The 12902-nt window shown below is 67.5% G+C and carries 10 protein-coding genes; 6 read left to right on the top strand and 4 right to left on the bottom strand.

Annotated features, from left to right (window positions below):
• From VHO04_RS07375 to smc, 4 genes are all read left to right on the top strand, one after another.
• Entirely contained in the window at nt 1-558 is a 558-nt protein-coding gene (locus tag VHO04_RS07375) for a DUF721 domain-containing protein (RefSeq protein ID WP_329627713.1), read from the top strand.
• 10 nt (nt 559-568) lie between these two features.
• A complete protein-coding gene (locus VHO04_RS07370) occupies nt 569-1288 on the top strand; it encodes a thioredoxin domain-containing protein (protein WP_329627712.1) in 720 nt (239 codons plus the stop codon).
• Nucleotides 1289-1336: 48 nt separating this feature from the next.
• Nucleotides 1337-2083 carry a thioredoxin domain-containing protein gene (locus tag VHO04_RS07365; protein WP_329627711.1) on the top strand — a complete coding sequence of 249 codons (747 nt, stop codon included), beginning with the start codon at nt 1337-1339 and terminating at the stop codon, nt 2081-2083.
• Between the two features lie 290 nt (nt 2084-2373).
• Complete coding sequence (gene smc, locus VHO04_RS07360) at nt 2374-5817, top strand: chromosome segregation protein SMC (RefSeq protein ID WP_329627710.1); 3444 nt, start codon at nt 2374-2376, stop codon at nt 5815-5817.
• Nucleotides 5818-5941: 124 nt separating this feature from the next.
• On the opposite strand, the gene ubiA is transcribed toward smc, so the two are convergent.
• From ubiA to VHO04_RS07340, 4 genes are all read right to left on the bottom strand, one after another.
• Nucleotides 5942-6853 (bottom strand): 4-hydroxybenzoate octaprenyltransferase, encoded by a 912-nt coding sequence (gene ubiA / locus VHO04_RS07355; RefSeq protein WP_329627709.1) that lies wholly within the window; start codon nt 6851-6853, stop codon nt 5942-5944.
• Between the two features lie 126 nt (nt 6854-6979).
• Nucleotides 6980-8962, bottom strand: a complete 1983-nt coding sequence (locus VHO04_RS07350) for a pilus assembly protein TadG-related protein (protein WP_329627708.1) — start codon at nt 8960-8962, stop codon at nt 6980-6982.
• A gap of 11 nt (nt 8963-8973) precedes the next feature.
• Nucleotides 8974-9669: a TadE/TadG family type IV pilus assembly protein gene (locus VHO04_RS07345; RefSeq protein WP_329627707.1), complete on the bottom strand. Its 696-nt coding sequence runs from the start codon at nt 9667-9669 to the stop codon at nt 8974-8976.
• On the bottom strand, nt 9642-10313 hold the full coding sequence (locus VHO04_RS07340; protein ID WP_329627706.1) for a TadE/TadG family type IV pilus assembly protein: 672 nt from the start codon (nt 10311-10313) through the stop codon (nt 9642-9644). Before VHO04_RS07340 ends, VHO04_RS07345 begins: the two co-directional genes overlap by 28 nt.
• 383 nt (nt 10314-10696) lie before the next feature.
• Between VHO04_RS07340 and VHO04_RS07335 the strand changes: the two genes are divergently transcribed.
• Entirely contained in the window at nt 10697-11455 is a 759-nt protein-coding gene (locus VHO04_RS07335; protein ID WP_329627705.1) for a 16S rRNA (uracil(1498)-N(3))-methyltransferase, read from the top strand.
• Nucleotides 11456-11504: 49 nt separating this feature from the next.
• Nucleotides 11505-12878 carry a glutamate--cysteine ligase gene (locus VHO04_RS07330; RefSeq protein WP_329627704.1) on the top strand — a complete coding sequence of 458 codons (1374 nt, stop codon included), beginning with the start codon at nt 11505-11507 and terminating at the stop codon, nt 12876-12878.
• Nucleotides 12879-12902 lie beyond the last annotated feature (24 nt).

Genomic DNA, 12902 nt, shown 5'->3' with positions numbered 1-12902 from the left:
ATGGCGAAAGCGGGGAGCAACGACGGCGACGGCGCCAAGCGGAAGGCGAAGAAAAAGCCCGAAGCGCGTCCCTATGAGCGTCCGCGCGGCGGCGAGGCGCGCTCGATCGCCGATCTCGTTCCCGAAATCGGCCGCACCGCGTTCCGCAAATTCGGTTTCATCCAGTCGTCGGTGGTCAGCCGCTGGCGCGAGATCGTCGGCGACCGGCTCGCCGACGTCACCCAGCCCGCGATGATCCGCTTTCCCGCCGGGCAGAAGGCGGGGGGCACACTGCACCTGACGATCAGCGGCGCGCACGCCCCGATGCTCCAGCATGTCGCGCCCGACATCATCGCGTCGGTCAACCGCTTCTTCGGCTATGCCGCGATCGCCACCGTACGTATGACGCACGGCCAGGTCACTCCCGCCGCCCCCGTTCAGCCACCGGCAATGCTGAAACCCGTACCCGCCGAGCTGGGGGACAGTCTGCGCGACATCGGCGACCCGGAACTGCGCACCGTGCTCGAACGCATGGCGGCGGGGCTTGCGGGAACGCCGAACATCCCCAAGATCAGTTGAAGGTTTCGCCATGTCGAAATTTCGTGCCACGCCCCTCGCCCGCCGCACCGCGACCGCCGCCCTGACGGCGGCCGCGCTCACCCTGTTCGTCGCAGCCACACCCGCGAAACCGGCACGCTGGTCGGCGACCGTCAGCGTCAACTCGATCGGCGCCTATGTCGTCGGCAACCCCAAGGCGAAGATAAAGCTGGTCGAATATTTCAGCTATACGTGCAGCCATTGCGCCGATTTCGCGAAGCTCGGCTCGGCGCCGCTCAAGGCGCAATATATCGACAAGGGGCTCGTCCTCTTTGAATATCGCAATCTCGTCCGCGACCCCGTCGACCTGACCGCCGCGCTGCTCGCACGCTGCGGCCCGGCGAGCGCCTTCGCGGGCAATCACGAAGCGATCTTCGCCGCGCAGCCGGTGTGGCTGAACAAGGTGATCAAGATGAGCGACGCGCAGAGAGCGAGCTGGTCGCAGGGCGAGCCGAGCGAGCGCGCGCGCAAGATCGCGGCCGACACCGGCCTCGCCGCGCTGATGCAGAAGCGCGGCTATTCGGCGGCGCAGGTGAACGCGTGCCTCGACAGCGAAGTCGCGCAGGCCGAAGTGACCGGCATGACCAATATCGGGCTGTCGGGGGATCATGTCCGCGGCACGCCGACCTTCTTCGTCAACGGCCGCGATGCCGAGACCACCGCCTGGCCGGTGTTGAAAACGAAACTCGACGCCGCGCTCAAGGGCTCGTAAAAGCCCGCTCCTGTCACTCCCTTCTCCATGCCCAAGGAAAGCCCGACCATGATCCAGCCCAAGCTGCGCATCCTCCTCCTCGCTTCGCTCGGCGCGCTCGCGCTCAGCGCCTGCGGCGAAAGCAAGACCGACCAGACCAAGCAGCAGGACGTCATCGCCAAGGTCGCCGCGCCCGCGGGCAAGAGCTGGTCGCAGACGGTCAGCAAGAATGCCGACGGCGGCTATGTGATGGGCAACCCCGACGCGCCGATCAAGGTCATCGAATTCGCGTCGATCACCTGCTCGCACTGCGCGGCCTTCTCGACCGAAAGCCACGAGGAACTGCGGCGCGACTTCATCGACACCGGCCGCGTCAGCCTGGAGGTCCATAATTTCATCCGCGACCCGCTCGACGCCACCGCCGCCGCGATCATCCGCTGCGCGCCGGTCGATCGTTATTTCCCGCTGCAGGACAATGTCTTCGCGTCGCAGGAGGAATTGTTCGCGGGCGTGAAGGGCAATGAAGCCGCCGCCGACGCCGCGATGAAGCTGCCCCCCGCGCAGCGCTTCCCCGCCTTTGCCAAGGCGCTGAAGCTCGACACTTTCTTCCAGTCGCGCGGCGTGACCGGCGAGCAGATCAACGCCTGCCTGTCCAACGTCGACAATATCTCGAAGCTCGAACAGGGCACCAACGCCGCTTCCGAGAAATATCAGATCCAGGGCACCCCGACCTTCGTCGTCAACGGCCAGGTCCTCGAAGGTGTCGCCGCCTGGGGCCCGCTGCGCGATCATCTGCGCACGATGGGCGCACGCTGATACCCCTGATCCTCCCCGCCGCGAAACGGTGGGGAGGGCGGGAATCCCGCTGCCTCCTTCTTTCGTCATTGCGAGCGAAGCGAAGCAATCTCCAGCCATCGGCCCTGCGCGAGGCCGATGGCTGGAGGTTGCCGCGTCGCCTACGGCTCCTCGCAATGACGATGCAGGGCAATATCTTCAGGGCTTAAGCCCTTGCGACTCCCCCCCGCTCGCGCCATGACGGCGTCAGGGGGAAATGTGACGCACAGGTTGCAACAGCTCCGATTCGACCGACTGCACGGGGATCGCCCGTGCAGATAAAGCGCCTGCGCCTGACCGGTTTCAAAAGCTTCGTCGAACCCACCGAACTCCGGATCGAACCCGGCCTGACCGGCGTCGTCGGCCCCAACGGCTGCGGCAAGTCGAACCTGCTCGAAGCGATCCGCTGGGTGATGGGCGAATCCTCGCCGAAGTCGATGCGCGGCGGCGGGATGGAGGACGTCATCTTCGCGGGCACCTCGCAGCGCCCGCCGCGCGATTTCGCCGAGGTCGCAATCCATTGCGATACTGAGGGCGGGGTCGTCGCCGGCCTCTCCGACGCCAGCGAAGGCGACGAGCTCGAAATCATCCGCCGCATCGAACGCGGCGCGGGATCGGCCTATCGCGCCAACGGCCGCGACGTGCGCGCGAAGGACGTGGCGCTGATCTTCGCCGACGCCGCGACCGGCGCGCACAGCCCCGCCCTCGTCAGCCAGGGCAAGATCGCCAACGTCATCGCCGCCAAGCCGACCGACCGCCGCGCGATGCTGGAGGAAGCCGCCGGAATCGCGGGCCTCCACGTTCGCCGCAAGGACGCTGAGCAAAAGCTGCGCGCGACCGAAACCAATCTCACCCGCCTCTCCGAAATCGTCGCCGACATGGAGGTGCGCGCGAACGCGCTGCGACGGCAAGCCCGCGCCGCCGAAAAATACCGAAAGCTGTCCGAAGACATCCGCGTCGCCGAAGGACGGCTGATCTATGCGCGCTGGCGCGATGCCGCGGCCGCCGCCGATCAGGCGCGCCGCGACGCCGACGCCGCCGAAGCCGCGGTGAAGGCGGCGCAGGCCGAACTCGAAACCGTCTCGGCGGCGCAGGTCGAAGTCGCGACCCGAGTCGGCGCCGCGCGCGCCGAGGCGCAGACGCAGCGCGACGCGCTCGCCGAGGCGACCGCGACCCTCGTCCGCCTGCAGGGCGAGGAACGCGCGGCGCGCCAGCGGCTCGATGATCTGGCGGCGCAGCAGCAACGCCTTGCCGACGACCGCGCGCGCGAGGGCGAACTCGCGCGCGAAGCGCACGCCGCGCTCACCGCGCTCGATGCCGAGGCGAAGCAGCTTGCGCAGGACATCGCCGCGCACGGCACGAGCCGGGCCACGCTCGTCGAAGCGCATCAAGCTGCGCAGGCGCATCTTCGCGATGCCGAGGTCGCGCTGGCGCAGGCGCGCGCGCGCGCGGCGAGCGAAGCGGCCGACCGCCGCATCGCGGTCTCGGCGCGCGACAGTGCCGCAGCCGCGGTCCGCCGCGTCGAGCAGGAGAAAGCGCGCGTCGATGCCGACATCACCGCGCTCGGCGACAGCGACGCGCTCGCTACGGCCCGCGCCGAAAGCGCGCAGGCGGCCGAGGTGGCCGAAGCCGCGATCGCCGCCGCCGAAACCGCCTTGCAGGAGGCCGAGGCCGACCGCGAAGCCACTGCCGCCGACCTCGCCGCCGCCGAAGCCGGGCTCGCCGAAGCGCGCGCCGCGCTCGCCGCGCTCGACGGCGAAGCCGCGACACTCGAACGCGCGCTCGCCGCCGCGCGCAGCGGCGACGACCGCATCCTCGACCGGCTGCGCGTGACTCCCGGCTACGAAGCCGCGCTCGCCGCCGCGCTTGGCGACGATCTCGACGCCGGCACCGACCCGGACGCCGCGCGCGCCTGGAGCGGCGCCGACCGGCACACGGACGACCCGCCGCTGCCCGCCGGCACCGAATCGCTCGCCGACTATGTGCAGGCGCCCGCCGCGCTCGCGCGCCGTCTCGCGCAGGTCGCGGTGGCCGAAACCGACGGCGGCCAGCCGCTCGCGGCCGGTCAGCGCCTCGTCACGCTGGACGGGGTGATGCGCCGCTGGGACGGCTTCGTGACGCGCGGCGACGGCGCGACCGCGACCGAGCGGCTGCAACGCCAGAACCGGCTCGATGAACTCGCCGCACAGCGCCCGCAAGTCGAACTCGGCGTGCAGGAACTGGCGGACCGCCGCGATGCCGCTGCGGCGAAAGCCGCCGAACTCACCGAAGCCGCCACCGCCGCGCGCAAAGGGCTCGCGCAGGCCGACGAAGCGCGCCGCGCCGCGCTGCGCGCCGCCGATCAGGCGGAGGCCGCGCTCGATCGCCACCGCGACGCCGCCGCGCTGTTGGGTCGCCGCCTCGCCGAAATCGCCGCCGCCGCAAAAGAGACCGCCGAAGCCCTCGCCGCGCAGGAAGCCGCACTCGCCGCGCTCCCCGACGAAGCGCTGGCGCGCGCCGCGCTCGACGCCGAGGAAGGCGCGACCGACCGCGCCCGCGCCGGGGCGAACGACGCGCAGGGCGCGCTCGCCGCGCACGACCGCACGCTCGCGGCGCTGAGCGAACGTCAGGCGGTCGTCGGCGCCGAGATCAAGAGCTGGAAGGCGCGCGCGGGCGAGGCGGCGCGGCGCGTCACCGACATGGACAAGCGCGCCGAAGCGCTCGCCGCCGAGGCCGCGAAGCTCGCCGGGCTTCCCGACAAGCTCGCCGCCGACCGCGCCGACGCCGAGACGCGGCAGGCCGGTCTGCGCGAACAGGTCGCGGCGGCCGAGGCGCAGGAACGCGAGGCCGAGGCCGCGCTCCGCGAAGCCGAGGCGGCGCTCACCGCGATCCGCGAGCGCGTCGCCGCCGCGCGCGAGACTCGCGCCGGGGCCGCCGCGCGCTCCGAAAACGCCGAGCTGCGCCGCATCGAGATGGGCCGCCTGTCGGGCGAGCGCTTCGAATGCCCGCCGCCGCTGCTGCCGCAAAAGGCCGGGTTCGAAAGCGCCAGCGTCGGCGACGCGAGCGCCGAATCGGCGCAGCACGACCGGCTGATCGCCGAGCGCGAGCGGCTCGGCCCGGTCAATCTCGTCGCCGCCGACGAGCTCGCCGAACTCGACATCGAGCGCGAGAAGAGCGCCGCCGAGATCGAGGAGTTGACGCAGGCGGTGAACCGGCTGCGCGGCTCGATCGGCAACCTCAACCGAGAAGGCCGCGTCCGCCTGCTCGCGGCGTTCGAGACCGTCAACGAGCATTTCCAGCGCCTGTTCACGACGCTCTTCAATGGCGGCCAAGCGCATCTCGAACTCGTCGATTCGGACGATCCGCTCGAGGCGGGGCTTGAGATCATGGCGCAGCCGCCGGGCAAAAGGCTCGGCACGCTGACCCTGCTGTCGGGCGGCGAGCAAGCGCTGACCGCGGTCGCGCTGATCTTCGGCCTCTTCCTCACCAACCCCGCGCCGATCTGCGTCCTCGACGAGGTCGACGCGCCGCTCGACGACGCGAATATCGAGCGTTTCTGCGACCTGCTCGACCGCATGAGCCGCGAGACCAACACCCGCTATCTGATCGTCACCCACAATGCGGTGACGATGGCGCGGATGCACCGCCTGTTCGGGGTGACGATGGTCGAGAAGGGCGTCAGCCGCCTGGTATCGGTCGACCTCGGCGGGGCGGAAGAGTTGCTGGCGGCGGAATAGGGCAGGATATCAGATGCCGCCCCCCATGCCCGTTCGTGTCGAGCGAAGTCGAGACACCCATCGGGAGAGCGCTATGTCGATGGGTGTCTCGACTTCGCTCGACACGAACGGATAGGAACGAAGTTCAGGGCGCGCTGCCCACCACCAGCATCGCCGCGAACACCAGCAGCCCGGCGAAGCGGTTGCTGCGGAATTTCGCCAGCGCATCGGCGCCGTTCGCGGGATCGAGCGTCACCACTTGCCCGGTCAGGTGCAGCGCCGCGGGCACCAGCGCCACGAACACCAACGGATCGGGCCGCACGCTCCACAGCGCCCCCGCCCACCCCGCGAGCGCGAAGCCATAGCAAAGGCCGACCCCGCCCTTCACATGGCGCCCCAGCGCGCGCGCGCTCGACTTGACGCCGACCAGAGCGTCGTCCTCGATGTCCTGCAGCGCATAGATGGTGTCGTAGCCGATCACCCAGGCGATGCAGCCGGCATAGAGCAAAGGCAGCGCGAAACCGTCGCCGCCGCCGACCGCGATCCAGCCGACGAGCGCGCCCCAACTGAACACCAGCCCGAGCCACGCCTGCGGCCACCAGGTGATCCGCTTCATGAAAGGATAGGCGGCGACGAGGACCAGGCTCGCGACCGCGACGATCCGCGCGGGCAGCGGCAGTTGCAGCAGCACAATCAGCCCGACGAGCGACAGCAACGCGGTCCACAGCAAGGCGCCTCGCACCGACACCGCGCCGCTCGCGACCGGGCGCGCGGCGGTGCGCGCAACCTTCGCGTCGAGGTCGCGGTCGACGATGTCGTTATAGACGCATCCCGCGCCGCGCATGACGATCGCGCCGAGCAGCATCCACAGGAACAACGGCCAGTGGCTCCGCACTCCGCCCGCGAGCGCGAGCCCCCAGGCGCACGGCCAATAGAGCAGCCACCAGCCGATCGGCCGGTCGAAGCGCGCGAGCAGCGCATAGGGGCGCAGCGGCGCGGGCAGCAGGCCGAGGAAGCCCTGATGCTGGCTGTCGGGAGGATGCGTCGCGGCGGTCATCGGTGCCGCGGGCGATAGCAGCAGTCACGCGCGGGATAAATGCCTATCGGCGCCCCGCGCGGTTCGGGTCGGCAGCGCCCGCCGCAATGCGCGCGGCATTGCGGCGGTGCTCGTTCCTTTTCAGCCTTATTGCACCAGCCTGGCGGTCTGAAGCGCCGTGGAGAAGAGTTGCTGGAGCGCCGTGGTGATATTATCGTCGGCCGTCACGGTCTGCACCAGCGGCAGGCCGTTGGTACCGACCGACGCGCATTTCTGGAGCGCAGTGAGGACCTGATCGGAATCCCCGGCTTTTCCTTTCGAATAGGGCGACGGAGGAGCGGGCAGGAATTTGGCGATATTATCCTGGGACCAGCTGTCGCCGACAAGCGTCTCGGGCAGATATTGCGTATAAAGGACCGCAATCTTGATTCCCCTGGCCTTGATCGTCGTGCATTTGGCGATGTCGCTCGTCGCCATCGGCCCGAAATAGCGGCCGCCCCCGCTCGGTTGGTCGAGCATCCCATCGGTGATGATGAACAGGATCTTCTGCGGCACCGCTCCGGGCGCGCCGGTTCCCGCGTTGGGGATGATGTCGTTCATCGCCGTGAGCATACCCGCCACGTCCGTCGCCTTGTCATCATTATTGGTGCTGCTGCTGGGCATGGAGTTCTTCCACCAATAATCATCGAGCGGGAAGACGGAGGCGGCCGAAAAGCCGCTGCTGTACGAACTGACGTTCGTCAGGCTGTTCAGCTCCTTGACGGGCGTGCTGTTGCTCGATCGCGCCCAGTCGAACGAGAACATCTGCGCCCGGTAGGTGACATGATATTGGGCCGCCTGGTTGGCAGCGAAGGGGATGAGCTGCGATGCCGCCGAAACGACCTCGTCCTTGCGCAGGACGATGCTCGACGGGCCGCTGGAATAAATCGACCCATAATTGTGGGTGAGCCAATAGCCGTCGGCCCAAAAGCCGGTGTCGTAGGTTTCATTGCTCGAGGAAGCCGTGCCTGTGCTCTCGCTCTCCGCCGGGCCGGACGTTGTGGTCTTGGTCGTTGGATTATTGTTTCCGACCTTGGTCACCACGGTCGTCGTGACGGTCTTTTTCTCCTTCGTGGTAGGAGTGGAGACGGTCGTTTTCTTAATGGTCACGGGCCCGTTCGTGTTGTCGACGATCGAATAGGTGACGACGACGGCTGTCGTCACCGTCCGCTCCGTATCCGTCCGCGTGGTGGTCGTCGTCGTTGTCGTGACTTTATTACTGCCTTTGCCGGACGTCGTGGTCTCGGTCGTGGGGCCTGCAGTCGTCGTCGTGGTGTTCGGGCCGCTGACCGTTGTCGTCGCCGTGTTCATGGGATTGCCGGAGCTGTCGTAGAGTGCCTTGGCGGTCGCATCCCAGCGATACCAGACATTCTGTTTTCCCGAACCCGACGTATAATATCCGGTCGAGAGCAGCACGTCGCGACTTTGCGCGTCCTTGATATAGATGCCGTCGCTATGCGACATCTGCATATGGCACGCAAAGGCGCAGCCGTTGGGCTTCGCGGACGATTTGGTCGCCTCGATGATCTTGCTGACGCCATCCGACGTGGCGGGCAGCAGCATCGAGGGCGAATTATCCATCGCCAGATAGAAATCGACGTTGGGCGGCTGCGCGGCGCTGGCCGAGGCGGTTCCGCTCACCGTCAAGGTGTCGGCCCCCAACAGGCCGGCGAACATGTTGATCGACTTGGCCGAATAGCTGACGGTCGCCTGGCGGAGATAGCCCAGCGCGCCGCTGCTCCCGGACGTGCCGTCGGTGATGACCGGGGTCATCTGCAGATCGCGATAACCGCTGAGCTCGGCCGCCTGCGAATTGAACATCTTCGTCGCGGCCGCCGTCGATACGCTGTTCGACTCGAGGATCATCGAGGGCGCAACCGCCGCCAGCGCAGCCGCATCGGCCGCAGCGTTCAGCCGGGTCTGAAGGCTCATGGCGCGGGCGTAGTCGACCCCGAAGCCGACGATGAAGGTCAGCGGAATGAGCGCAAACCCCAATATCAGATAGACCCCGCCCTTCTGATCGCCCTTCAGACGGGCAAGGAAGCGGGCCAAGGCGGCCGCGGGTCTGCGCGAGGGGAATATCCTGGTCATAATATATCCACCTAGTAGAGACGGGGAACCATGTAGATCGTGTCGGTCAGCGTCGTGTTCGCGAGCGGGAGGAAGCTGATGAACGGCGTGTAGCTGTAGCTGATCTTGCCCATGAACAGCCAACCGCCGGCCGTTCCGACCTGGGTCTTGGTGCTGGTGCCCGGAGCGAGATTTCCGCATATGTTCGAGCCGTCCGGCGAAGCCGGGATCATCGCGGAGGTGACCATCTCGCTCGGAATCTCGACGATGTTGGCGACCGACTGCGTCTTGTTTTCGGGAAGCGTGCCGGCCGAGTGACTGGAGGTCGCGGCCGTGACGACGCTGCCGTCGACATTCTGCGTCTGGGCCTGCGTCCAGACGACATAGGCATGGGTGGCGTCGCAGACCCGAATCAGCGAAATCTGCTCGTTCGCCTTGTCGAGCTTATAGGGTGCCAAGATGACGGCACTGGCGCTGAGTTGCGATTTCGCGTTGGCGCTTTTCGGGTCGTTATAGATGATCGCGGGGGACATGGTCCGGCTGACGAGGTCGACCAGCGAACGGGTCGCGACGGTCACCTTGCGCTTGCAGGAAACCATGTCCGACAGATAGACTCCGCCCGTGTACAGCAGGATGAGCACCGGCAGCGCGAAAGCGAATTCCACGATGACCGCGCCGCGCGCATTCCGTGCGAAACGCCTCAGCATGAGGTTTGCGATGCGTTGCATGAATAATCCTCGGTCGTGAAAACCGACGTCGCCACCAGCTTGCGATTGGCGTTGGGCTCGTTGATCAGGTTCAGCCCCAGCGGCCCCTTGCCCGTCGGCCACAGATAGATGAGCTGGAGGACGATGATGCGGTTCTTGCCGCTGCCGTTCGACTGGTAATTATAGCCCGAACCCGTCGAAACCAGAATGCCGTTGCTGTCATAGGTGAAGGTCGGCGCGGAGGTGCTGGCCACGTTGTAACTGGTCGCGACGGAAACATTCACCGTCAGCCGGGAGCAGGACAGCATCGGCGGCAACAGCGGAGGAATGGTGACGGCCTGGCCGCTGGCATTGGTGCCGGAGGCGCCGTTGCAGATGGCATTCTTGAAGTCGCTCGCCGACATGCCGACGGTTCCGTTGGCCTGCGTGGTCGTTTGCGCGATGCCGGTCAGCAGCAGACGCCCCGAGCTCTCGGCTGCGGTCTCCAGCATTTGCTGCGCCAGATAGATCAGCATGGTGTACAGGATCGCCAGTAGGAGCGCGATGAACGCGGGTCCGATCAGGGCGAACTCCAGGACGGCCGTACCCTTGCGGTTTTTCCGCAGCGTCCTGCCAAATGTTCCAACCGCCCTCAGGGCATGAATGGTTTTGCACAAGATCGCCATATTGCCCCCTCCTTGCGGCTAGTGTCCACGGTTCGCGTTCAGATTCGGTCAGACAAGGCTTGCGAGGCAGATCGGCCGGTCAGACCCCGCTCCTTCGGATGGCGCAGCGGCTTGCCGCACCGATCGCGACGAAGATGATTTGAGGTCACCGTCCTGAGACGGCCGAAAATGGTCCCTCGCATGGCCTAAAACCCCTCTAGCCAGAGGCGCCACCCACCCAGATGCGCGACTGCTATCCTCGCACTAGGGGGAAACTGCTTACCAAATCGCTAAACGCCTTCGGGGTGCGGGTCCGGTTTCGGAACTTATGACCCGAATCGGGACAGACGGGCCGCCGTACGCCAACAGGTGCGCAGCGGCGGGCGGTCTGCTATCGCCGGGCCATGCCCGCGATCCCCGCCTGGCCACCCGCCAGCACGCCCCGCCTGTTCACCGACCTCCCGCTCGGCCCCGACGCCGCTCCGGTCATCGAGGGGGCGGCGGCGCATTACCTGCTCAACGTCATGCGACTGAAGTCCGGCGATCCGCTGCTGCTCTTCGACGATCGCAGCGGCGAGTGGCTCGGCGTCGTCGCCGACGCGGGCAAAAAATCGCTGACGGTGCGGATCGAGCGCCGGACACGCGAGCGCGAGGCGGTGCCCGACCTCTGGCTCTGCTTCGCGCCGGTCAAAAAAGCGCGGCTCGACTGGATCATCGAGAAAGCGACCGAACTCGGCATCGCGCGGCTGCAGCCGGTGATCACCGAGCGGACGATCGTCGAGCGGGTCAAGCGCGAGCGGATCGAGGCGCAGATCGTCGAGGCGTGCGAGCAATGCGGCCGCACCGCGCTCCCCGAACTCGCCGAGCCGGTAAAGCTGCCGCATCTGCTGAAGGACTGGCCCGCCGGCCGCGCGCTGCTGTTCGCCGACGAGGAAGGCGGCGCGCCGCTGGCCGGCCTCGACGCCCCCGCGCCCGCCGCGATCCTCACCGGCCCCGAAGGCGGCTTCACCGACCGCGAGCGCGCGGCGCTGCTCGCCGTTCCCGCCGTGCGCCGCATGTCGCTCGGGCCGCGCATCCTGCGCGCCGAAACCGCCGCGATCACTGCGGTCGGACTGTGGATGGGCCTGCATGGCGACTGGGCCGCGAACACTCTGCAAGGCTGATGCAATCACCCTCTGGTCAGACGGCGCGGCGCTCCCTAAATGCTCGGCCATGAGCACGCGGACGGTTTCAGATCAAAACGATCCCATCATCGAAAGCCGCGACCAGCTCGCGGCCCCCATGGCCAAGGGCGAAAAGCCCCGCGAGCGCTGGCGCATCGGCACCGAGCACGAGAAATTCGTCTATCGCACCGCCGATCACCGCGCGCCCTCCTATGACGAACCCGGCGGCATCCGCGACCTGCTGATGGCGCTCACCCGCTTCGGCTGGGAACCGGTCTATGAGGGCGGGAATGTCATCGCGCTGTCGGGCAGCGACGGCGCGATCAGCCTCGAACCCGCGGGGCAGCTCGAACTGTCGGGGGCGCCGCTCGAAAATCTGCATCAGACCTGCGCCGAGACCGGCCGCCACCTGAAACAGGTCAAGGAAATCGGCGCCGAGCTCGGCCTCGGCTTCCTCGGGCTCGGCATGTGGCCCGACAAGAGCCGCGACGAGCTGCCGCGGATGCCCAAGGGGCGCTACAAGATCATGCTCGACCATATGCCGCGCGTCGGCACGATGGGGCTCGACATGATGCTCAGGACCTGCACGATCCAGACCAACCTCGACTATGCGAGCGAGGCCGACATGGTGCAGAAATTCCGCGTCAGCCTGGCGTTGCAGCCGCTCGCCACCGCGCTGTTCGCCGCCTCGCCCTTCACCGACGGCAGACCGAACGGCTATATGTCGTACCGCAGCCACATCTGGACCGACACCGACCCGGCGCGCACCGGAATGCTGCCCTTCGTGTTCGAGGACGGCTTCGGCTACGACCGCTATGTCGATTATATGCTCGACGTGCCGATGTATTTCGTCTTTCGCGATGGAAAATATATCGACGCCGCGGGACAGAGCTTCCGCACCTTCCTGAAGGGCGAGCTTCCCGCGCTTCCCGGCGAGCTGCCGCGGATGTCCGACTGGACCGACCATCTCTCGACCGCTTTCCCGGAGGTGCGGCTCAAGAGCTTCCTCGAAATGCGCGGCGCCGACGGCGGCCCGTGGAACCGCATCTGCGCGCTTCCCGCGCTGTGGGTGGGCCTGCTCTACGACCAGGGCGCGCTCGACGCCGCCTGGGATCTCGTCAAGGGCTGGAGCATCGCCGAGCAGCAGGCGCTGCGCGACGCGGTGCCGCGCGACGGGCTCTGCGCACCGGCACCCGGCGGCGGCACCGTAGGCGACCTCGCGCATCGCGTCCTCGACATTGCCGCGGCGGGCCTCGCGGCGCGCGGCGAGGTCAATTCGATGGGCGATAACGAAGTCGGCTTCCTCGAACCGCTGCGCCGCATCGCCGCGAGCGGCAAATCCCCCGCGCACGACCTGCTCGACCGCTACGAGGGGCCGTGGGGCCACGATCTGTCGAAGATCTATGGTGAGTTGAGTTTCTGAACGCGCATCTCTCCCTCCCGCAGG

It is taken from the genome of Sphingopyxis sp. (assembly GCF_036261875.1).
Classification (GTDB): Bacteria; Pseudomonadota; Alphaproteobacteria; order Sphingomonadales; family Sphingomonadaceae; genus Sphingopyxis.
The sequence above is the reverse complement of the archived record's forward strand: the minus strand, read 5'-3'. Positions and strand labels throughout refer to the sequence as shown.